This window comes from Cellulomonas sp. ES6, assembly GCF_030053835.1.
In the GTDB taxonomy this organism is placed as follows: Bacteria; Actinomycetota; Actinomycetes; order Actinomycetales; family Cellulomonadaceae; genus Cellulomonas.
This window is the reverse complement of the sequence record NZ_CP125655.1, coordinates 736,992-758,212: the sequence shown is the minus strand read 5'-3', so window position 1 is coordinate 758,212 and position 21,221 is coordinate 736,992. Positions and strand designations below refer to the sequence as shown.

The window sequence follows — 21,221 nt, the reverse complement described above, 5'->3', positions numbered from 1 at the left end:
CATTCCCATCGGGGTCGAGCAGCCGGCGCGCAGGACGCGGCAGCCCCCCGGCTCGGGACGATCCAGCGGAGGTTTCACATGGCAGTCGTGCGCGTCGCCTTCACCCAGGCCACCTGGACGGGCGACAAGGAGTCGATGATCCAGCTCCACGAGGACTGGACCCGCAAGGCCGCGGCCGAGGGCGCGCAGGTCATCGGGTTCCAGGAGCTGTTCTACGGCCCGTACTTCGGGATCACGCAGGACACGAAGTACTACGAGTACGCCGAGACGATCCCCGGTCCGACCACCGAGCGGTTCAGCGCGCTGGCCCAGGAGCTGGGCATCGTCATCGTGCTGCCGATCTACGAGGAGGACCAGCCGGGCGTCCTGTACAACACGGCCGCGGTCATCGACGCGGACGGCACGCTGCTGGGCACCTACCGCAAGCACCACATCCCGCACCTGCCCAAGTTCTGGGAGAAGTTCTACTTCCGTCCCGGCAACCTCGGGTACCCGGTGTTCGAGACGGCGGTCGGCAGGATCGGCGTGAACATCTGCTACGACCGGCACTTCCCGGAGGGCTGGCGGGTGCTCGCGCTGAACGGCGCAGAGATCGTGTTCAACCCGAACGCCACCGCCCCCGGCATCTCGAACAAGCTGTGGGAGGTCGAGCAGCCGGCCGCGGCCATCGCCAACGGCTACTTCGTCATCGCGAACAACCGCGTCGGGCTCGAGGACAACGAGTACGGCGACGAGGCGGTCAACTTCTACGGCTCGTCGTACGCGGTGGGCCCGGACGGCAACTACGTCGGCGAGGTCGGCTCCTCCTCGGAGAACCAGCTGCTGATCCGCGACCTCGACCTGGACCAGATCCGCACGACCCGCGAGCGCTGGCAGTTCTTCCGGGACCGCCGGCCGGACGCCTACGGCCCCATCGTCGCGCCCTGACCCGCCGCGCCCGGACCTGCGAGGAGCCCGCATGAAGACCCTCATCACCGGCGGCACCGTCGTCAACGCGACGGGCCGCGGCGCCGCGGACGTGCTCATCGACGGCGAGACGATCGTCGCCCTGCTGCAGCCCGGCTCGACGGCGCTCGGCGTGGACCTGCGCGCCACGGTCGACCGCGTGATCGACGCGACCGGCAAGTACGTGATCCCCGGCGGCATCGACGCGCACACGCACATGGAGATGCCGTTCGGCGGCACGTTCGCCTCCGACACGTTCGCCACCGGCACGACGGCGGCGGCCTGGGGCGGGACGACCACGATCGTCGACTTCGTCGTGCAGTACCCGCACGAGAACCCGCTGGACCAGTACGCGCTGTGGCACCAGAAGGCGGCCGGGAGCTGCGCGGTGGACTACGCGTTCCACCAGATCCTGTCCGACGTCCAGGACTCGTCGCTGCAGGCGATGGACGAGCTGATCGCCGAGGGCGTGACCAGCTTCAAGCTGTTCATGGCCTACAAGGGCGTGTTCCTGTCCGACGACGGCCAGATCGTGCGGGCCATGCAGAAGGCGTCGGACAACGGCGCGATGATCATGATGCACGCGGAGAACGGGTCGGTCATCGACACCCTCGTGCAGCAGCACCTGGCCCGCGGCGAGACCACGCCGTACTACCACGGGGTCTCCCGGCCGTGGCAGGCCGAGGAGGAGGCCACCCACCGGGCGATCATGCTGGCGGACCTGACGGGCGCGCCGCTGTACGTCGTCCACGTCTCGGCGAAGCAGGCGGCCGAGCAGATCGCGCAGGCGCGCGACCGCGGCCAGAACGTGTTCGGCGAGACCTGCCCGCAGTACCTGTACCTGTCGCTCGAGGACCACCTCGCGGCGCAGGGCAAGGAGTGGGGCGACTTCGAGGGCGCGAAGTGGGTGTGCTCGACCCCGCTGCGCTCGAAGCACGAGGGCCACCAGCACCAGATGTGGAACTCGCTGCGGACCAACGACCTGCAGCTCGTGTCGACCGACCACTGCCCGTTCTGCATGAAGGACCAGAAGGAGATGGGGATCGGGGACTTCTCGAAGATCCCCAACGGCATCGGCTCCGTCGAGCACCGGATGGACCTGCTGTACCAGGGCGTCGTCACCGGCGAGATCTCGCTGGAGCGCTGGGTGGAGATCTGCTGCACCACGCCCGCGCGGATGTTCGGCATGTACGGGCGCAAGGGCGTCCTCGCACCCGGCGCGGACGCGGACGTCGTGGTCTACGACCCGGACGGCCACACGTCCATCGGCGTCGGGAAGACCCACCACATGGCCATGGACTACTCCGCCTGGGAGGGCTTCGAGGTCGACGGCCACGTCGACACGGTGCTGTCCCGCGGCGAGGTCGTCGTCGACGGCGGCGCGTTCCTCGGCCGCGTGGGCCACGGGCAGTACGTCAAGCGCGGCCTGTCGCAGTACCTCATCTGACCGTCCCCACCGCAGGAAGGAGACCCGGCATGGAGTTCGGCGTCGTCATGCAGAACGACCCGCCCGCGTCGCGCGTGGTGGACCTGGCCCGCCAGGCGGAGACGCACGGGTTCGACTACGTGTGGACCTTCGACTCGCACCTGCTGTGGCAGGAGCCGTTCGTGGTGTTCTCGCAGATCCTGGCCGCGACCCGCAAGGTCAAGGTCGGCCCGATGGTCACGAACCCGGCCACCCGGGACTGGACGGTGCTCGCGTCGTCGTTCGCCACGCTGAACGAGATGTACGGCAACCGCACCGTGTGCGGGATCGGCCGCGGCGACTCGGCGGTCCGCACGCTGGCCGGCAAGCCGTCGAACCTCGCGACGCTGCGCGAGTCCATCCACGTCATCCGGGAGCTCGCCAACTCCCGCGCGGTCGAGCACAACGGCCGCACGGTCCAGTTCCCGTGGTCGAAGGGGTCCGAGCTGGAGGTGTGGGTGGCCGCGTACGGCCCGCTCGCGCTGAAGCTCACCGGCGAGGTCGGGGACGGGTTCATCCTGCAGCTCGCGGACCCGGACATCGCGGCGTGGATGATCCGCACCGTGCGGGACTCCGCGGAGGCGGCGGGGCGCGACCCCGACGCGATCAAGTTCTGCGTCGCGGCCCCCATGTACGTCGGCGACGGCGACTCCCCGGCGGCCCGCGCGCACATGCGCGAGCAGTGCCGGTGGTTCGGGGGCATGGTCGGCAACCACGTCGCGGACATCGTCGCGAAGTACGGCCAGGGGTCGTCCGTGCCGAAGGCGCTGACCGACTACATCGCCGGCCGGCAGGGCTACGACTACAACGAGCACGGCCGCGCGGGGAACTCGCACACGCAGTTCGTCCCGGACGAGATCGTCGAGCGGTTCTGCCTGCTCGGCAGCCCGCGCGAGCACGTCGAGAAGCTGCAGGCGCTGCGCGAGCTCGGCGTCACGCAGTTCGCGGGGTACCTGCAGCACGACAACAAGGACGAGACGCTGCGGATGTACGGCGAGCGCGTCATCCCCGCGATGGCCGAGCACGTGGTGGCGACGGCATGACGGCCGGCGTCGACGCGGCGGTGGTGACCGCGGCGGCCGCACCGGCGCCCCGCGCCCGGCGGGCGTGGCCGCGTCCCGTGCGCGCGCTGCGGCCTGTGGCCCTCGGCCTCGTGGCGCTCGTGCTCCTCGCGGGGCTCTGGGAGCTGGTCAAGGCCGTGGTCCCGGACACCGGCTGGAGCATCGGGGAGCGCCTGGTGCTGCCGCGCACCACGGACCTCGCGATGCCGCACGTCACCGACATGCTCGCCCGCCTGGGCGAGCCGCTCACCGCCCAGCCGGGTGCCGACCCGCTGTGGCTGGCGGTGCTCCGCGCCGGGGGCACGAGCCTGCGGATCGCGGCCGTGTCCTGGGTCATCGGGGTCGTCGTCGGCCTGCTGCTCGCCCTGCTCATGGCGCGGTTCCGGATCGCGCGGTCGGCCGTGCTGCCGCTGGTCGTGCTGAGCCAGACCGTCCCGCTCATCGCCCTCGCGCCGCTGGTCAAGGGCTGGGGGTCCAAGCTCGAGCTCGGGTTCACCTGGGAGCCCTGGATGTCGGTGGCGGTCATCGCCTCCTACCTGGCGTTCTTCCCGGTGGCGGTCGGCGCCCTGCGCGGCCTGACCTCCCCGGACGCCCTGCACCGCGACCTGTTCGCGGCCTACGCCACCTCGTGGACCCAGGAGCTCGTGCGCCTGCGGCTGCCCGCGAGCGTGCCGCACCTGCTGCCCGCCCTCCGCCTGGCGGCCACGAGCGCCGTGCTCGGCGTCGTCGTCGCGGAGGTCTCGACCGGGATGCCCGGAGGTATCGGACGCATGATCCTCGAGTTCGCCAACTTCGCCAGCAGCGACCCCGCCAAGCCGTGGGCGCCGATCTTCGGCGCCGTGCTGCTCGGCCTGGTCGCCTCCGGGGCGGTCGCCCTGCTCGGCACCGGCCTGGGCCGGTTCCGCCGGGCGGAGGTGGTCGCGTGACGGCCCCGGCGGTGACGTCCCCGGGCGCGGCGCCCACGACCGCGCCGGCCGTGCAGGTCAGCGGCGTGTCCCGGGTGTTCTCCTCGGGCGGCGACCGGGAGGTCGTCGCGCTCGAGCACGTGGACCTGACCGTCGGCGCGGGCGAGTTCGTGTCCCTCATCGGGCCGTCCGGCTGCGGCAAGTCCACCCTGCTGCGCCTGGTCGCCGACCTCGACCGGCCCACCGGCGGCGCGATCTCGGTGTTCGGCCGCACGGCGGAGCAGGCGCGGCTCGGGCACGACTACGGCATCGCGTTCCAGCAGGCGGGCCTGCTGCCGTGGCGGACGGTGCGGGCCAACATCGAGCTGCCGCTGTCGCTGCACGGCGTCGGGCGCGCGGCCCGCCGGGAGCGCGCGGACGAGATGCTCGCGCTCGTCGGCCTGACCGACTTCGCGGACCACTTCCCGGACCAGCTCTCCGGCGGCATGCAGCAGCGCGTCGCGATCGCCCGGGCGCTCGCCGAGCGGCCCAGCCTGCTGCTCATGGACGAGCCGTTCGGCGCGCTGGACGAGATGACCCGCGAGCGGCTGCAGTCCGAGCTCGTGCGGATCTGCGCCGAGACGCAGGCGGCGGTCGTGTTCGTCACCCACTCGATCCCCGAGGCGGTGTTCCTGTCCGACCGGGTCGTGGTGATGTCCGCCCGCCCGGGGCGGATCGCGGGGATCGTCGACGTCCGGCTGGGGCGGTCGGGGGAGCGCGGGGACGACCTGCGCGAGGACGAGGCGTACTTCGCGGCCGTCACCGCGGTGCGCGAGGCGCTGCACGGTGGCGCCGGCACCGTCCCGAGCCGCGGGGTGGAGACTCGGTGAGCGGCGGCTGGTCGCGCGCGCTGCACCGCGCCGCGCCCGTGCTGCTCGCCGTGGCGCTGCTCGCGGCGTGGCAGGCGGTGGTCGTCGTCGGGGAGGTCCCGGCGTTCCTGCTGCCCAGCCCGACGGCCATCGCGGGGGAGTTCGCGACGTACCTGCCGACCATCGCGTCCGCGGCGCTCGTCACGGGCACCAACGCGCTCGTCGGCCTCGTGCTCGGCGCGGTCGTCGCGATCGCGGCGGCCGTGCTCGCCTCGGCCGTGCGGACCGTCGACGCGCTGCTCAACCCCGTCGTCGCGGCGCTCGCGGTCGTGCCGATCGTCGCGCTCGCCCCGGTGCTGTACACGATGTACGGCGCCTCGGTGGAGACCGGCCGGCAGATCGTCGTGGCGATCGCCGTCGCGGTGCCCGTGTTCGTCACGACGCTGCGCGGCCTGCGCCAGGTGCGGCCCGTGCACCGGGACCTCATGCGGGCCTACGCGGCCACGCCCCGCCAGGCGGTGCGGGCGGTCACCATCCCGACGGCCCTGCCGTTCGTGTTCACCGGCCTGCGCATGGCGTCCTCGCTCGCGGTCATCTCCGCGATCGTCGCCGAGTACTTCGGCGGTCCGCGCAGCGGCATCGGGTCGTTCATCACGACCGCGGCGGCCGGGTCCAACTACGCCCGCGCGTGGGCGTACGTGCTCGGCGGCGTCGTCGTCGGGCTGCTGTTCTACGGGGTCACCCTCGCCATCGAGCGGCGGGGGAGCCGCGGGGCGCCCACCACCTGAGGCGCCCGTCACCAGACGTCCCGCGGCCGGGGGTTCCGCGGGCCGGCCAACCCCTTCCTGCCGACGGCGTCAGGAGGGCCAGTCACGCAGGTCAGAGGCAGGACGGAAGGGGATGACATGAGGAACTCCAGGAGTCGCGCGTGGGCAGGGGCCGGCGCGCTCGGGCTCGCGGCGGCGCTCGCGCTCACCGCGTGCTCGAGCGGGTCCGACGACGACACGGCGGGGTCCGGCGGCGACGAGACGTCGGCGTCCGGTGAGCTCACACCGGTGAAGCTCCAGCTCCAGTGGCTGACCCAGGCCCAGTTCTCCGGCTACTACGCCGCGCTGGACCAGGGGTACTACGAGGACGAGGGCCTCGACGTCGAGATCATCCCGAGCGGCGGCGACATCGTCCCGCAGGACGCGCTCGCGAACGGGGAGGTCGACTACGCCATCGCGTGGGTGCCGAAGGTGCTCGGCTCCATCGAGCAGGGCGCGAACATCACCGACGTCGCGCAGATCTTCGAGCGCTCCGCGACGCTGCAGGTCTCGTTCGCCGACGCCGGCATCGACTCCGTCGCCGACCTCGAGGGCAAGAAGATCGGGTCCTGGGGCTACGGCAACGAGTGGGAGCTGTTCGCCGGGCTCAACAAGGCCGGGGTGACGGACTTCGAGATCGTCCAGCAGGCGTTCGACATGAACGCGTTCCTCGCCGGCGACATCGACGCCGCGCAGGCCATGACGTACAACGAGTACGCCCAGCTGCTGGAGACCGAGAACCCCGAGACCGGCGAGCTCTACACGCCCGAGGACTTCTCCGTCATCGACTGGAACGACGAGGGCACCGCCATGCTCCAGGACGCCATCTGGGCGGACGCGGGCCGGCTCGCCGACGACCCGGACTACGCCGAGACCACGGTGAAGTTCATCAAGGCGTCCATCGAGGGCTGGATCTACGCCCGTGACAACCCGCAGGAGGCCGCGGACATCGTCACCGCCGCGGGCTCGACGCTCGGCACCAGCCACCAGCTCTGGATGACGAACGAGGTCAACAAGCTCATCTGGCCGTCCACGGCCGGTGGCATCGGCATGATCGACACCGACGCGTGGGACGCGACCGTCGAGATGGCCAAGCAGACGTCCAACGAGACCGGGGCGACCATCATCACGGCCGACCCGCCGGAGACGGCCTACTCCAACGAGTACGTGCAGCAGGCGCTGGACGAGCTCACCGCCGAGGGCGTCGACGTCGAGGGCGCGGACTTCGAGCCCATCGAGGTCGAGCTGCAGCCCGGCGGGAACTGACCGGGCGACCCGGGCCGCGGACCGTCCGTCCGCGGCCCGGGCCGACCCGCGGGGCCCCGGACCCGCTCGCATCCGCGCCCCGCACGCCCGCACCCACCCAGCCCCGCGCCGAGAGTCCAGGACACGCCGAAGCGGCCGACCCTGCGACCGGCGTGTCCTGGACCCTCACCGACTCGAAAGGCCACCGCAGCCATGACTCTCGACGCCGACGGGCGGCTCGCGCTCGAGCTCGACCGCGCGCACGTGTTCCACTCCTGGTCCGCGCAGGGCTCGCTGTCACCGCTCGTGGTGGACGGGGCGTCCGGGTGCGAGGTGCACCTGGCCGACGGGCGCACGATGCTCGACTTCAGCAGCCAGCTCGTCAACACCAACATCGGCCACCAGCACCCCCGGGTCACCGCGGCGATCGCCGAGCAGGCGGGCCGGCTCGCGACCGTCGCGCCCGCGCACGCCGTGCTGCCGCGCGGCCGGGCGGCGGAGGCGATCCTGCGGCACGCGCCCGAGGGCTTCTCCAAGGTGTTCTTCACCAACGCCGGCGCGGACGCGAACGAGAACGCGATCCGGATGGCGCGCCAGGCGACCGGCCGGGACAAGATCCTGTCGTTCTACCGCTCGTACCACGGCAACACCGGCGCGGCCGTCGTCGCGACCGGCGACTGGCGGCGGGTGCCCAACGAGTACGCCCGCGGGCACGTCCACTTCTTCGGGCCGTACCTGTACCGGTCGGACTTCTGGGCGACCACACCGGAGCAGGAGTGCGAGCGCGCGCTGCACCACCTCGAGCGGGTGGTCGCGTCGGAGGGTCCGGCGTCGATCGCCGCGATCCTGCTCGAGACGGTCGTCGGCACCGGGGGCGTCCTGGTGCCGCCGCCCGGCTACCTGGCGGGCGTGCGGGAGATCGCGGACCGGCACGGCATCCTGCTGGTCCTCGACGAGGTCATGGCGGGGTTCGGACGCACCGGCTCGTGGTTCGCGTTCGAGCAGCACGATGTCGTCCCGGACCTCATCACGTTCGCCAAGGGGGTCAACTCCGGCTACGTGCCGGCCGGCGGCGTGGTGATCTCCGACGCCGTGGCCGCCGTGTTCGACGAGCGCGTCTTCCCCGGCGGGCTCACCTACTCCGGGCACCCGCTCGCGATGGCCGCCGTCGTCGCGACGATCGAGGCGATGGAGGACGAGAAGATCGTCGAGAACGCCGCGCGCATCGGCACGGACGTGCTCGGCCCGGGCCTGCGGGCGCTCGCGGACGCGCACCCCAGCGTCGGCGAGGTGCGCGGGACCGGCGTGTTCTGGGCCCTGGAGCTCGTCACCGACCCCGCCACCCGCGAGCCCGTGCCCGCGGCGGCGATGGGCGCCGTGAAGTCCGCGCTGCTCGCCGGCGGCATGCTCCCGTTCGTCCAGGACAACCGCATCCACGTCGTCCCGCCGTGCGTCGTCACGGACACCGAGGTCGCCCGCGCCCTCGCGATCTACGACGCCGCCCTCACCGCCCTGGACGCCACCCTCTAGCCCCCACCCACCCCACCCGCCCCGCCCCGTACCGTCCCCGTCCACCCAGCCCGCGAGCTCGGCACCTCCGGTGCGAGTTCGGCACCTGCAGCTGCCGACCTCGCCGCGGACCGCCCCCTGCGCGAGGTCGTCAGGTCGGGCCGAGGTCGTCAGGTGGGGATGACGACCTCGGCCGGAGCTGACGACCTCGGCGGCTCCGGGGGGCCGGCGACGGGGGGTCGGTACAGTCGTCGCCACCACCACGGAAGGACCTCCGCATGTCCAGCACCACCCCCGGCACCACCCTCCGCGCCGTCGTCACCGGCGCGTCCAGCGGGATCGGTGCCGCCACCGTCCGCCGGCTGCGCGCCGAGGGCTGGGAGGTCGTCGCCGTGGCGCGCCGCGCCGACCGGCTCGCCGCGCTCGCGGAGGAGACGGGCGCGGAGGCGTTCCCCGCCGACCTCACGTCCGACGAGGACGTCGCCCGGCTCGTCGCGCACGTCGAGGCCACGGGCGGCCTCACGTCGCTCGTGAACAACGCCGGCGGCGCGCTGGGCCTGGACCGGGTGGCGGACGCCGACGTCGAGGGCTGGCGCCGGATGTACGACCTGAACGTGCTCGGCACGCTGCGGGTGACGAAGGCGCTGCTCCCGGCGCTGAAGGCCAGCGGCCGCGGCGACGTGCTCGTCGTGACGTCGACCGCCGCGATCGCCCCGTACGAGGGCGGTGCGGGCTACACCGGCGTCAAGCACGCGGAGCGGATGCTCACGACGACGCTGCGCCTGGAGCTCATCGGCGAGCCGGTGCGGGTCATCGACATCGCCCCCGGCAACGTCGCGACCGAGGAGTTCTCGCTCGTGCGGTTCGCCGGCGACGCCGCGCGCGCCGCGAAGGTGTACGAGGGCTACCAGCCGCTGCTCGCCGAGGACGTCGCCGACGTGATCGCGTTCGCCCTCACGCGGCCGCACCACGTCAACATCGACACGCTCGTGGTCCGGCCGCGCGCCCAGGTCAGCAACACCCAGATCGCCCGCGACGCCTGAGGGCGTCACGTCCGGTCGGCGCCCGAGGCCCGGGCGCCGACCGGACGGCCCGGCGGGAGTCAGCCGCCCGCCGGAGCGCCCGTCCGGGTCACGCCCCCGCGGCCCCGGCGCGCTCGAGCTCGTCCGCGTGCCGGATGTGCCGCGTCACCCACGGCGAGAGCGCGAGCAGCAGCAGCGCGAACACCAGGGCGACGCCGCCGATCCCGCCGAAGTAGGCCGTGTCGGACGCACCCTCCGTGGCCGTGATGAGCTGGGCGGTGATCGCCTGCCCCGCGGCGGGTGCGAGGAACCACACCGCCATCGCCTGCGTGCGGAACGCGCGCGGGGCGAGCAGCGTCGTCGCGGCCAGGCCGACGGGGGACAGGCACAGCTCGCCCAGCGTCTGCACGACGTAGACGACCACCAGCACCCACGCGGGCGCCTTGCCGTCGCCGATCATCGCCGACGCCGCGGACATGACGAGGAACGACACCGCCGCCAGGCCCAGGCCCATCGCGAACTTCGTGGCGGTGGGGGGCCGGTCGTGCGTCTTCGTCCAGATCCACGCGAACACCGGCGCGAGCAGGATGATCGACAGCGGGTTGACGGACTGGAAGAACTCCGGGCTGATCGTGATCCCGAAGAACGACAGCTCGGTGCGGTTCTGCGCGAACGCCGCGAGCGTGGTGGCCGCCTGCTCGAAGATCATCCAGAACAGCATCGCCGCGACGAACAGCGGGATGTACGCGACCACGCGCGGGCGCTCGGCGTCGGTGACCTTCGGGGAGCGGTACATCGCCACGAAGTACGCCACCGGGGCGAGGAACGCCAGGTACGACATCGTGTCGATGAACGTGTCCAGGTTGAACCCGCCGGACACCAGCGCGGCGACCGCGGCCACGGCGACGACCGCCAGCACGATGACGAGCAGCCCCCGCAGCAGCGCCGCGTGCTCCTCGGGGCGGACCGGGTTCGGCGCCGTGCCGCCCGCCCGGCCGAGGTACCGGCCGCCGGCGACGAAGAACACCAGCGCGATCGCCATGCCGACCGCGGCGACGAGGAACCCGGCGTGGTAGCCGCCCCACGACCGCGCCGCCCCGACCAGGAACGGCGCGCTGAACGAGCCGATGTTGATGCCCATGTAGAAGATCGAGAACGCGGAGTCGCGCCGCTCGTCGTCGCGGGCGTACAGGTCGCCGACCATGCTCGACACGTTCGGCTTCAGCAGGCCGGTGCCCAGTGCGACCAGCGCGATGCCGAGGTACGACATCGTCGCCGCGGGCAGCGCCAGCGAGACGTGTCCCGCCGCGATGACGACACCGCCGATGAGCGTCGCGCGGCGCGACCCGATCAGGCGGTCGGCCAGCCAGCCACCGATCACGGACAGCAGGTAGACGCTCGTGCCGTAGATCGAGACCAGCGCGAGGCCGGTGCGCTCCCCGATGCCGAGGCCGCCGTCCGCGACGGCGTCCGTCAGGTAGTACAGCAGGATGGCGCGCATCCCGTAGTAGCTGAACCGTTCCCACAGCTCCGTGGTGAACAGCGTCATGAGCCCGCGCGGGTGGCCGAAGAACGCGCGGTCGCCCGCCAGCTCGCCGGCCGCGCGCCCCTGCGGGGTCGAGGGGGTGGTCATCGTGTCGTCTCCTGCACTCGTCGTGCCGGACGTGCGCAGGTCCCGCGACCCCTGGGCCCCGGGGCTCGCGCCGTTCCGGCGGGACCCGCCGTCCAGCATGTGGCCACGACGTGAGGGGCGGCAAGACGAAGGTCCCCGGAGCGGAGTCGTCCGTGGCATCTGCGGTGATCGACCGCGCCGGCGGTGACGCAGGTCACGGGCGTGCGGGCGGGGCCGCGCCGAGGCGGGCGCAGGCGGCCGCACGCGGGCAGGACACGGCCGGGCGTGGGCCAGGTGGGGCTTGAACCCACGACCGACGGATTATGAGTCCGCTGCTCTGACCGGCTGAGCTACTGGCCCCGGTTGGCGGCCAGGGTACCGGCCGCTCCCAGCGGCGCGGACTACGGTGTGTGCCCGTGCCGATGTTCTCGCGCCGCCGCGCGCTCCCCGACGACGTCCGCCGGTCCCTCGACCTGCCGTCCGGCGACAAGGTCCTGGCGTGGGCGGAGGCGTCCGGCGGTCGCTGGCTGGTCGCCACCCGGCGGGCGCTGCACGTCGTCGGCGCGCAGGACGTCGAGCGGCACCCGTGGTCGGACGTCGACCGCGCGTCGTTCGCGCCGGAGCCCGCCGCGATCACCGTGCACTGGGTGACGGGGTCGGTCGAGGAGCTGGCCCTGACGCCGCCGCTGCCGGTGGCGTTCGCGCAGACGTTCCGGGAGCGCGTGCAGTCCTCGGTGGTGCACGTGGAGACGGTGACCGTCCCGGGCGCGGGGCCGGTGCGGGTCGCGCTGCGGCGTGGTGACGGCGACGAGCTGTTCACGCAGGTCATCGGCACGGGGCGCGTGGACCTGCACGACCCGGCGGTGGCCGACCTCCTCGAGGCCGCGGAGGCCCGCGTCCGGGCGGAGGCGGGCCTGCGGGGCTGACCCCGGACCTCCGCGCGGGTGCCCGCGGGACGCCGTCGCCGGTGTCCGGAGCACCCCCGGCGGGCTGCTAGAGTTCTTCCCGCGCGATCCCTCGTAGCTCAATTGGCAGAGCATCCGACTGTTAATCGGACGGTTACTGGTTCGAGTCCAGTCGAGGGAGCACCCGACCCCCGTCAGCGAGCCGCTGGCGGGGGTCTCCTGCGTCTCCGGGCCGTCGTCCCGGGCGACGACCGTGCACGTCAGCGCCGCGCCGCCGCCCGTGCCGGGAACGTCACGAGCGCGGTCAGCGCGAGCAGCCCGGCCACGACGGCCACCAGGTTCTCCTGCAGGGCGACGACCGCGTACCCGACGTGCGGCACAGAGCCGAGCACCTGCCCGACCTCCACGACCGCGTACGGCTGGGCGTCGGGCTCGGTGTTCGCGTCGCCCTGCAGCCGCAGCTCGGTGGCGCCCGCGACGCCGCCGGGCAGGGGAGTCGTCTCGATGACGCGGTGGGTGACGAGCCCGCGGCCGTCGGTGCGGGGCACGGTGACGACGTCGCCGACGGCCACCGAGTCCGCGGGGACGGAGCGCGCGAGGGTGACGGCACCGACGGGGATGCCGGGGGCCATCGAGCCGGAGACGACGACCGCGGGCCGCACGCCCAGGGCCAGGCAGGCGGCGACGGCGAGCAGGCTCAGCACGCCGACGGCGGCGGCGAGGTTCAGCAGCAGGCGCTGGGCCCGCACCGCCAGGCGGGTGGCGAGGCCCGGGCGGCGGGTCGCGGCGGTCGCGCGCCGCGCGCGGCGGGTCGTCGGCAGGGGGGCGGGGGTGATGGCGGCGGTGGTCACGCGTCCTCCTCGGTGGACGTGGCGTCGAGACGGGCGGTCAGGTGCGCCTGGCCCCCGTTGAGGGCCTCGGTGGCGGGGTCGTCCAGCAGGTGCACGTGGACGGTCAGGCTGGTGACGGAGCGGGGCTCCGCGTCGAGCCACGCGCCGGCGTCCGGCAGCGGCTCGGCGCCGCGCGGGGCGAGCGTGCCCAGGTCGGCGGCGGCACCCGGCCGGGCGCCGTCCTGGGGCCGGTCGGCGCCGGAGCCGAGCAGCACGGTCCCGTCCTCGGCCAGCACCGTCACCCGCAGGAACGGGGTGATGTCCGGGGTGCCCGGCACGGGCTCCGCGGCGAGCGTCGCGGAGACCGCGGCGGCGATGTCGGGGTGGTTGTTCGCGACCCGGAGCGTCGCACCGACGGTGCGCCCGGGCACGAGCTGGTCGTGATCCGGCAGATCCAGCGGCAGCGGCGTCCCCGGGGCGGCCTGGTGGACCGTCCCGTCGGCCGCGAGCAGCACGACGTCGAACGGCTCGGCCGAGCCGACGCCCGCCGTCCCGAGGCCCAGGTGCGCCTCGTCGGTGTACGACGCGGCCGTGAGCGCGGTGGTGCCGAGCACGGCCGCCGTGACGACCGTCGTGGCGACGAGCGCGATCAGGCCGGTGCGGCGGGCGGCCCGACGGTCGCGGCGGCGGGGTGCGACGTGGCGGCTCATGCGGCGGCCCGCTCGGTGCCCGGCATGACCAGCTCGGTCAGGCCGTGCGACGTGGCCGCGGACGGCCGGGGGGACGCGAAGCCGTCGCGCACCAGGTGGTAGGTGTTGTGGCTGCCGCCCTGGGTGGTGCCGCCCCACAGCACGATCGTCCCGTCGCCGCGCAGCGCCGCACCGGAGTACCCGAAGCCCACGACGTGCTCGACGGGGCCGAGCGCGGCGATGCGGGTGGGGACGCGGATGTTCGCCGCGGAGGTCGCGCCGGTCGTGGGGTGCGGGCCCCAGGCGTAGGAGTACCGGCCCCAGACGTACACGAGGCTGTCGCTGCCGCGGACGAGCACGTAGTCCTCGGTCGCCGCGACCTGCACGGCGGTGACGCCCGGGGCCAGCGTCACGGCGGTGGGGCGGTTGTTGGCGACGAGGCCGCCGTCCGCGCGGGCGGTGCCCCACTCGACGTGGTTGCCCCACGTCAGCAGGGTGCCGTCGGCCAGCACGGCCTGGCTGCCGTAGTAGTGCCCCGTCAGCGACCGGATGCCGCACGTGTCCTGCGGCGAGCCGGCGACCACGCCCACGGCCTCGCAGCCGCTGGTGGTGTGCTGCGACAGGGCGACCGACTGCGTCGGGGTCCCGTGGCTCACCTGGACGTCGTCGCCCGACGGCGAACCGGCGTAGGACGCGGCGCTGTTGGCCCAGCCCCACCACAGCACGCCCGTCGACGGGTCGCCCGCGACGGTGTTGCCGCGCACGGCCCAGCCGTTCCAGACGCCGGCGCCGATCGAGTGCACGCCCGTCAGGATGCGGGCGGGCGTGGCCGACGACGCCGTCAGCGAGCCCTGACCGGTGACGCCGCGCGCCTGCGGGTAGCCCCAGGTGTACAGGTCGCCCGTCGAGGTCAGGGCCATGAACACGGACGCGGAGGACACCAGGTCCACCACGGTGCCCGGGATCGCGACCTGCCCCGGCTTCGTGAACGGCACGGCGCCGCCGGTGCGGCCCATGACGTGCACCGTCTGGTTCCCGCCCCACGTGTAGACGCGGCCGTCGTCGGAGAGCGCGGCCAGGCCGGTGTAGGCGGCGTCCGCGGCGAAGTAGTTGTCGAGGCTCACGCCGGCGAGCTTCACCGCGCGGCGCGCGCCGTCGGGGTGCCCGTCGGAGGGCAGCGTCACGAGGCTCACGGGCGCCGCGGAGTCGACGGTCGCGACGCCGGTGCCGGCCAGGCCGCCGCCGCGGTAGCCCCAGACGGCGACGGTGCCGTCGTCCTGGAGCGCGGTCGCGGTGCCGGCGAGGAACGTCTGCTGCGGGACGAAGCGGGTGGTGGGGGAGCGGAACACCTCGGTGACCGCCTCGGCGCGGTCGACGTAGGCGGCGGTGGTGGTGCCGACGGCGACGGCGGGCACGACGACGGCGAGACCGGCGACGGCGGCCAGGGCGCGGCGGATGCGGCGGTGGGTCACGGTTCCTCCTTCGGGCGTGCGGGCGGGGTGGTCGGGCGTGGCGTGGCGGCGTGCGGGGCGGTGCGGGCGGCCGGCGGCCGCGGAGACGCCCGTCAGCCGGTCGTCCCGTCGAACCGGAGGCCGAGCACCATCGCCCGGCCGGAGTAGTAGGGGTTGCCGAGCGCGGGCTCGAGCGTCGCGGCCACCTGGACGCGGCGGGGGACACCGGTCTCGAAGCCGGTGATCGTGAGGGCGCCGAGGCCTGCGGCGGGCTCCGACGCGACGACCCGGCCGTCCACCGACACGGTGAACCGGGCGACGTCGTACGGGTCGGCGCCCGGGCCGGGGACGCCCGGGTCGGCCGGCAGGGGTGCCGGGCGGGCGTTCTCGACGGTCAGCGTCACGGTGCCGGTCGCGGCGGTGGTGGTCACCACGTCCACCTCGATCGCCGTCGCCCCGTCGGGCCCCGGCACGACGGTGTCCACCACGAGCGGGTGGTCGTCGCCCTGGACGGTCGCCCCGGTGCCGTCGACGAGCGCGATGTCGTACGCGCCGCCCACGGTGCCCAGGTCGGCCTCCGCGGCGTCGGTGAACGCGGCGTGCGTGATCGACGTCCCGGCGGCGAGCGCGACGGCGCCGGCGAGGCCGCCGAGGGCGAGCAGCGCGCGGCGGGGACGTCGCGCGGGGCCGGGTGCACGGTGCCGGGCCCCGCCGGCGGGACGTGCGGTGGCGGGCGCCGGGCGGGAGGGGCCGGAACGCGCCGGGGCCGCGGTGCGGCGAGGGGCCGTGGTGCGCATCTGTCCTCCTCCTGGGGCGTCGGGTCGGGGTGCGGGCCGCGCCGGCGGCCGGGTCGGGTGCCCGGGCCGCCGGCGGGGCGGGCGTCAGATGGACGAGCCGTTCAGCGACGCCTGCAGGTAGGCGCCCTTCCCGGACAGGGAGTTGTCGTCGAACGAGGCACCCGACTCGGCCTGCGTCAGCAGGCTGACGCTGAGCTTCACGGTGCTCTCCTCGCCCGGCGCCAGCTGGTTCAGGACGAGGTGGGAGAGCTCGCCGAACGTCATGCTGGTCGCGCTGACCTGCGCCGCCTCGCGCGAGGTGGCCGGCATGTGCACGTCGAACCGCAGGCTCGACAGGTAGTCGGCGTCGGTCGCGCCGCCGCCGGGCAGGTCCGCCAGCTCGAGAGCGAGCGTCGACGGGTACGTCGGGGAGTCGTTCCGGACGGGGATGTCGACGCTGATCGGCCCGGAGCCCGGGAACAGCGACTCGGCACCGTCGAGCGCGATCGGCACGGCCGTGCCGGACGCCTCCTGCCAGCCCGGGACGAACTGCCCCTGGGCGTCGGTGGCACCGACCTGGATGTTGTAGCTGCTGTCCGCGCCGCCGAGGCCGTTGCTGCCGATCTGCAGGCGGGCCACGTCGGTGAACGCGGCGGTGGTGGCGAGGGCGGCGACGCCGGCGAGGGCGCCCCAGGCCACGAGGGCCTTGCGGCGGCGCGAGCGGTCGTCGGTGCTCTGTGCGGTCATGGGGTCCTCCTGGGGGATCCGTCCCGGTCGTTCCGGGGTCGACTCCAGTAGGCCCGTCGGGGGCGGTGCTGCCCCGTGTGACCCGCGTCATGCGTAGGTAGACGGGCCATCGCGACGAGCGGCGGGTGGCGTCCCCGCAGGTCGGAGCGCCGGGCGGCGCCCGGCCGGCGGGTCGGCCGCGCGGGGCAGGGGCTCCTGCTCAGTGGTGCCGGGCCGGTCTCCGTGGTGCCGCGCGGTCCGGCTGCGGACCGCGCGGGTGGCCGTGGTCCACAGGCGCGAGGCCCCCGCTGGGGTGGTTCGGGGGGCGGTGGGTACTGTCGGGACCTCAGCCGCGCTCACCCGACCTCGACCTCGGAGCGATCCTTGAGCGCACCCCACCCCGTGCCGTCCGGGCACGTGGACGCACCCGACCCCCGTGCCGTCCCCGACCGGGCGGACGGTGCCGACCGCCCCGGTCGGGCCCTGCCGCAGCGCGGCGCGTCGTCACCACCGCCGGGGCGCCGCCGCGCCGCCGTGGCCCTGGCGGTCCTCCTCGCGGCGGTCCTCGTCGCGACGGTCGCGCTGGTCCGCTGGGACGCCGGCCGGACACGCGGGCTCGAGACCGCGCTCACCGAGCTCGACCGCGCGGCGGCCTCGCTCGCCGTCGCCCGGCGGGACGGCAGCGGGGCGCTCGCGGCCTCGGCCGGGCGGGTGGACGACGGGCGACTGCGGCGCGACCTGGCCGCGCTCCTGGTCGGGCTGCCGCCGTCGGACCCCCCGGAGGACGGGTCGCGGCAGGCGCGGGCGGAGCAGGCCGCGATGCGTGCAGGTGCCGTCCGCGCGCGCGGCGCGGCGCTCACGGAGGCGACGGCGGCGGTGCGGGCGGGGCACGCGCGCTGGCTCCTCGCCACCGCGACCGCCGAGCGCATGGCGGCCCACGCGAGCCTCGGTGCCGCCGTCGCGGAGGCGGGGACGGCACTCACCGCCTCCGAGGGCAGGGTGCTGGACGACACGCCACGAGCGGCCCTGCGGGCGGCGGTCGACGAGGCCGGCGCCGCCCGGCAGCAGAGCTCCGGGGGCGCCCGCGTCGTCGCAGCGTCCGCGGGGCGGCCGGCTGCCGCTCGTCCCGCACCGCGCGTCGGCGGCCGTGCCCGGGCCGTGCTCGCCGCGGCGGAGGCGCGCGCGACGGTGCTCCGGGAGGAGACCGCCGCCCTGCGCTCGCACGTCGAGCGGCTCACGACGGCGCGCGCCGCAGTCGCGGCGTCCGAGAGCGCCTGGCAGGTGGAGCAGGACCGTCGTGCGGCGGAGCTCGAGGCGGCGGAGCGCGCGGCGCGGGTCCCGGCCCGGCCGGCCGGGGGCGGATCCGGGTCGGCGGCCGGGCGTGGCGGCGGCGGGGGCGGGGCGGCCGGCGTCGCGGACGCCACGGGCGGCGCCCCGGCGTCCGGGACGCCGTCGACCACCCCGGCGCTGCCTCCGGGCTGGACGACGGTCGTGGAGACCGAGGGCGGTGCGTGGTGCGGCGACGAGTTCGGTGCGTCGTGGGAGTGCTGACACCGCGACGACGTCGCGCCCACGCCTCCGGCCGGGCGAGGTCGGGGCCGTCGTCGGCCGCCGCCCCTGGACGAGGAGGCGCCGTGACCTGACCGCCGACCTCCCCCCTCGTCCGTGAGGGGCCCGGTGCTGGCACACCGGACCCCTCTGCCCGCTCGACAGCCCTTCTGGAGACCTGACATGCAAGCACGTCCATCCTGGCACGCCCCGAGACGGCCGGCCGCGCTGCTCGGCGCCGCCCTCGCCGTCGCCGCGCTGGCCGCGTCCGCCACCGTGGCGGTCCCGCCCGCCGCCTCCGCCGCCGTCCCGGCGCACGGCGTCGTCATCCACCCGGACGGCCACGGACCCGTCCGCCTCGGGCCGCTCGAGGGCACGGCCGTCTCGGACGAGCACGGCTACTGCCTGCAGGGCCGCGTCCTCGCCTCCGGTCCGGCCGACGTGCCGGTCGGCACCGACCACGTCCACGACCCGGTGCTCGCCGCGCTCCTCGCCCGGCACCGGTTCGACGCCGACGACCTGACGCAGGCCGCGATCGGGTACGCCGCGCACCAGCGCCACGAGCGGCCCGGCGTGCTCGCGGGCGGCGACGCGACCGCGGCCCGCGCGCTCATCGCGGCGGCGACCCCGCAGGCGGTGAAGGACCGCGCGGACGCCCTGCTGGCCGAGGCGTCGGCGTCCGCCGGGCCGTTCGCGGGCCAGGCGGGCGCGGTGACCGGTGAGGGCCGGCGCACCGGCTCGATCACCGGCATCGCGCTGCGGTCGGCGTCCGGGCAGCCGGTCGTCGGGGCGCGGTTCACGGTGACCCTGACCGGCCCGGCGGTGCTCGACGCGAGCGGGACGCGGACGTACGAGGGCACCACGACCGCCGACCCGGTCACGCTCACGTGGACGGCGACCGGCACCGGCGACGTCGGGTACCGCGTCGAGTTCGCAGACCTGTGGCGCACGACGATCACGGTCCTCGACATGGCGGGCGACCGGCAGGACCAGCTCACCTACGGCAACCGCCCCGGCAGCGACCCCCGGGAGGTGGTCGTGCCAGGGCCGTCGTTCCCCGTCGTCGACGACTTCCGGCCGCGCGCGACCACGACGGTCCAGGAGGTCCGCGTGGCGGACGGGGACCCACTGGTCGACCGCGTCGAGTTCAGCGCGGCACCGGGCGACTGGTGGGTCGAGATCGACGGCGACCCCGTGGACGTCCCCGCCGAGGTGACCTGGTACGGCCCCTTCGACGCGCCGCTGCCGCAGTCCGCCGCGCCCCCGGCGGGTGCTCCCGTGGCCGGGACGGTGCGGGTCGTGGCGGACGGCCCGGGCACGGTGACGACCCCGGGCACCGTCAGGGCGACCCGCGCCGGCTTCTACACGGCCGTGGTGACCATCCGGAAGGCCGACGCCGGCCGGTTCGCGCAGCACGTGCGCGAGGACTTCCGGGCGCCGTTCTTCGAGGCGGTCGAGACCTCCGTCAACCCGTTCGAGCTGCGCCACGAGTCGCAGACGCGCGAGTTCAACGTGGCGCCGGGAGGCCGGGCGTTCGACCGGATCACCGTCTCGGGCTACCCGGACGACCACGGCGGGTTCGGCGGCCTCGGGCCGTGGCAGCCCGACCTGGGCGAGGCGACGGTCACCGTGTACGGACCGCTGCCGGCGCTGCCCGACGGACCGGTGGTCCCGCAGGACGCCCCCGTGCACTGGCAGGGAACGGTCGCGGCGGTCGACGGCCGCTACGACGTGGGCTACGACCCGGCCCGGCCGATCGTCGCCCCGGCCACGGCGACCCACCCGGGCGGCGACTACTTCGTGTTCGTGTACGCGTTCGCCGGCGACGCCCGCGTGGCGCCGTTCGTCAGCCCGTTCGACGACCTGCGCGAGGTCTTCTACGTCCCCGGGTCCCCGGAGGTCGTCGTCCCGCCGCAGGCCGTGACGCAGGCCCAGGACGCGGCGCCGGCCGGCGGGACGATGCGGGACACCGCCCTGGTCACGGGCACCACCCAGCCCGGCGACCACCTCGTGTTCGAGGCGTACGGTCCGCAGGAGCCGGGAGCGGTCCCGGTCTGCGACGCCGGCACGCTGCTGTGGACCTCCGAGCCGGTCGAGGTCCGTGGCGCGGGGTACTACGACTCGGGCGACGCGCCCGCGCCCGACCGGGCCGGGCTCGTGTACTGGGTCGAGACGCTGGCCCGCGCCGACGGCACCGTGCTGGACCGCGGCGAGTGCGGGGCGCCGGCCGAGACGACGACGGTCACCGAGGACGTGACGGTCCGCACCACCGCCCTGGCGGCGGCCGAGGACCCCGTCGCCGGCACCGAGGTGTGGGACGTCCTCACGGTCCGCGGGACCGTGCCCGACGGCACGCTGGCGACGGTCGACCTCTTCCACGCGCCGCCGGGGGAGGACCTCGTCTGCCGGGAACCGGTGTGGACAGCCACGGTGCCGCTGTCCGACGGGGCCGGCGAGTACCGGACGGACGCCTACCGCACCACCGAGCCGGGCACCTACGGCTTCGTGGAGCGCACCACCGCGCCCGACGGGACCGAGCTGTCCGCCGGGCGCTGCGGCGAGGAGTCCGAGACGCTGACCGTGGGTCCGCCCCCGGCCACGCCGACGTCCCCGCCCGCCGCGCCGCCCCCGCCGGGCACGCCGGTGGCGGACGCACCGCCGCTCGCCGTGACCGGGGCCGACGCGGTGACCGCCGGAGCGGCGGCGCTGCTCCTCGTGACCGGCGGGGCGGTGGCGCTGGTGCACCGGGCACGTGTGCGGCGCGCCCTCGACGCGGCGGCGTGAGGCAGCACCGGCCGGCCCGTCGCACCACCGCGACGGGCCGACCGGCGGCATCGCGTCGCGTGCCGGCCGTGCCGGCCGTGCCGGGCGTGCCGGG

Annotated in this window: 18 protein-coding genes and 2 tRNA genes; 13 read left to right on the top strand and 7 right to left on the bottom strand. The window is 75.0% G+C overall.

Annotated elements, in window-relative coordinates:
• Positions 1–78 precede the first annotated feature (78 nt).
• From P9841_RS03590 to P9841_RS03550, 9 genes are all read left to right on the top strand, one after another.
• Positions 79–927, top strand: coding sequence for a nitrilase-related carbon-nitrogen hydrolase (locus P9841_RS03590; protein ID WP_283320733.1), 849 nt, complete (start codon positions 79–81; stop codon positions 925–927).
• A gap of 31 nt (positions 928–958) precedes the next feature.
• The gene (gene hydA / locus P9841_RS03585) at positions 959–2,392 is read left to right on the top strand and encodes a dihydropyrimidinase (protein WP_283320732.1); all 1,434 of its coding nucleotides are present in this window, start codon (positions 959–961) and stop codon (positions 2,390–2,392) included.
• Positions 2,393–2,421: 29 nt separating this feature from the next.
• Positions 2,422–3,453: a TIGR03842 family LLM class F420-dependent oxidoreductase gene (locus P9841_RS03580; RefSeq protein WP_283320731.1), complete on the top strand. Its 1,032-nt coding sequence runs from the start codon at positions 2,422–2,424 to the stop codon at positions 3,451–3,453.
• Positions 3,450–4,397: an ABC transporter permease gene (locus P9841_RS03575; protein ID WP_283320730.1), complete on the top strand. Its 948-nt coding sequence runs from the start codon at positions 3,450–3,452 to the stop codon at positions 4,395–4,397. Before P9841_RS03580 ends, P9841_RS03575 begins: the two co-directional genes overlap by 4 nt.
• Positions 4,394–5,245, top strand: a complete 852-nt coding sequence (locus tag P9841_RS03570) for an ABC transporter ATP-binding protein (RefSeq protein WP_283320729.1) — start codon at positions 4,394–4,396, stop codon at positions 5,243–5,245. The genes P9841_RS03575 and P9841_RS03570 overlap by 4 nt, the downstream gene beginning before the upstream one ends.
• Complete coding sequence (locus P9841_RS03565; protein ID WP_283320728.1) at positions 5,242–6,012, top strand: ABC transporter permease; 771 nt, start codon at positions 5,242–5,244, stop codon at positions 6,010–6,012. Before P9841_RS03570 ends, P9841_RS03565 begins: the two co-directional genes overlap by 4 nt.
• 117 nt (positions 6,013–6,129) lie before the next feature.
• Positions 6,130–7,296: an ABC transporter substrate-binding protein gene (locus tag P9841_RS03560; RefSeq protein ID WP_283320727.1), complete on the top strand. Its 1,167-nt coding sequence runs from the start codon at positions 6,130–6,132 to the stop codon at positions 7,294–7,296.
• Positions 7,297–7,488: 192 nt separating this feature from the next.
• Entirely contained in the window at positions 7,489–8,805 is a 1,317-nt protein-coding gene (locus P9841_RS03555; protein WP_283320726.1) for an aspartate aminotransferase family protein, read from the top strand.
• Between the two features lie 257 nt (positions 8,806–9,062).
• Positions 9,063–9,827 carry an SDR family oxidoreductase gene (locus tag P9841_RS03550; protein WP_283320725.1) on the top strand — a complete coding sequence of 255 codons (765 nt, stop codon included), beginning with the start codon at positions 9,063–9,065 and terminating at the stop codon, positions 9,825–9,827.
• An 88-nt stretch (positions 9,828–9,915) separates the two neighbouring features.
• Here P9841_RS03550 and P9841_RS03545 read toward each other — a convergent pair whose 3' ends face one another.
• Together P9841_RS03545 and P9841_RS03540 are read right to left on the bottom strand one after the other, a co-directional pair.
• Entirely contained in the window at positions 9,916–11,439 is a 1,524-nt protein-coding gene (locus P9841_RS03545; RefSeq protein ID WP_283320724.1) for a peptide MFS transporter, read from the bottom strand.
• Between the two features lie 265 nt (positions 11,440–11,704).
• Positions 11,705–11,778 (bottom strand) — tRNA-Ile (locus P9841_RS03540).
• 62 nt (positions 11,779–11,840) lie between these two features.
• On the opposite strand from P9841_RS03540, the gene P9841_RS03535 reads away from it, so the two are divergent.
• Entirely contained in the window at positions 11,841–12,344 is a 504-nt protein-coding gene (locus tag P9841_RS03535; RefSeq protein WP_283321844.1) for a hypothetical protein, read from the top strand.
• Positions 12,345–12,431: 87 nt separating this feature from the next.
• Positions 12,432–12,504, top strand: a tRNA-Asn gene (locus tag P9841_RS03530).
• A 79-nt stretch (positions 12,505–12,583) separates the two neighbouring features.
• On the opposite strand, the gene P9841_RS03525 is transcribed toward P9841_RS03530, so the two are convergent.
• The 5 genes from P9841_RS03525 to P9841_RS03505 form a co-directional block, all read right to left on the bottom strand.
• Positions 12,584–13,174 (bottom strand): signal peptidase I, encoded by a 591-nt coding sequence (locus P9841_RS03525; RefSeq protein ID WP_283320723.1) that lies wholly within the window; start codon positions 13,172–13,174, stop codon positions 12,584–12,586.
• A complete protein-coding gene (locus tag P9841_RS03520) occupies positions 13,171–13,863 on the bottom strand; it encodes a hypothetical protein (protein ID WP_283320722.1) in 693 nt (230 codons plus the stop codon). The genes P9841_RS03525 and P9841_RS03520 overlap by 4 nt, the downstream gene beginning before the upstream one ends.
• The gene (locus tag P9841_RS03515) at positions 13,860–15,314 is read right to left on the bottom strand and encodes an RCC1 domain-containing protein (RefSeq protein ID WP_283320721.1); all 1,455 of its coding nucleotides are present in this window, start codon (positions 15,312–15,314) and stop codon (positions 13,860–13,862) included. The genes P9841_RS03520 and P9841_RS03515 overlap by 4 nt, the downstream gene beginning before the upstream one ends.
• A gap of 92 nt (positions 15,315–15,406) precedes the next feature.
• Entirely contained in the window at positions 15,407–16,090 is a 684-nt protein-coding gene (locus tag P9841_RS03510; RefSeq protein WP_283320720.1) for a hypothetical protein, read from the bottom strand.
• 84 nt (positions 16,091–16,174) lie between these two features.
• Entirely contained in the window at positions 16,175–16,816 is a 642-nt protein-coding gene (locus tag P9841_RS03505) for a hypothetical protein (protein ID WP_283320719.1), read from the bottom strand.
• A 396-nt stretch (positions 16,817–17,212) separates the two neighbouring features.
• On the opposite strand from P9841_RS03505, the gene P9841_RS03500 reads away from it, so the two are divergent.
• Positions 17,213–18,346 carry a hypothetical protein gene (locus P9841_RS03500; protein ID WP_283320718.1) on the top strand — a complete coding sequence of 378 codons (1,134 nt, stop codon included), beginning with the start codon at positions 17,213–17,215 and terminating at the stop codon, positions 18,344–18,346.
• A 180-nt stretch (positions 18,347–18,526) separates the two neighbouring features.
• Positions 18,527–21,127, top strand: a complete 2,601-nt coding sequence (locus P9841_RS03495; RefSeq protein ID WP_283320717.1) for a hypothetical protein — start codon at positions 18,527–18,529, stop codon at positions 21,125–21,127.
• Positions 21,128–21,221 lie beyond the last annotated feature (94 nt).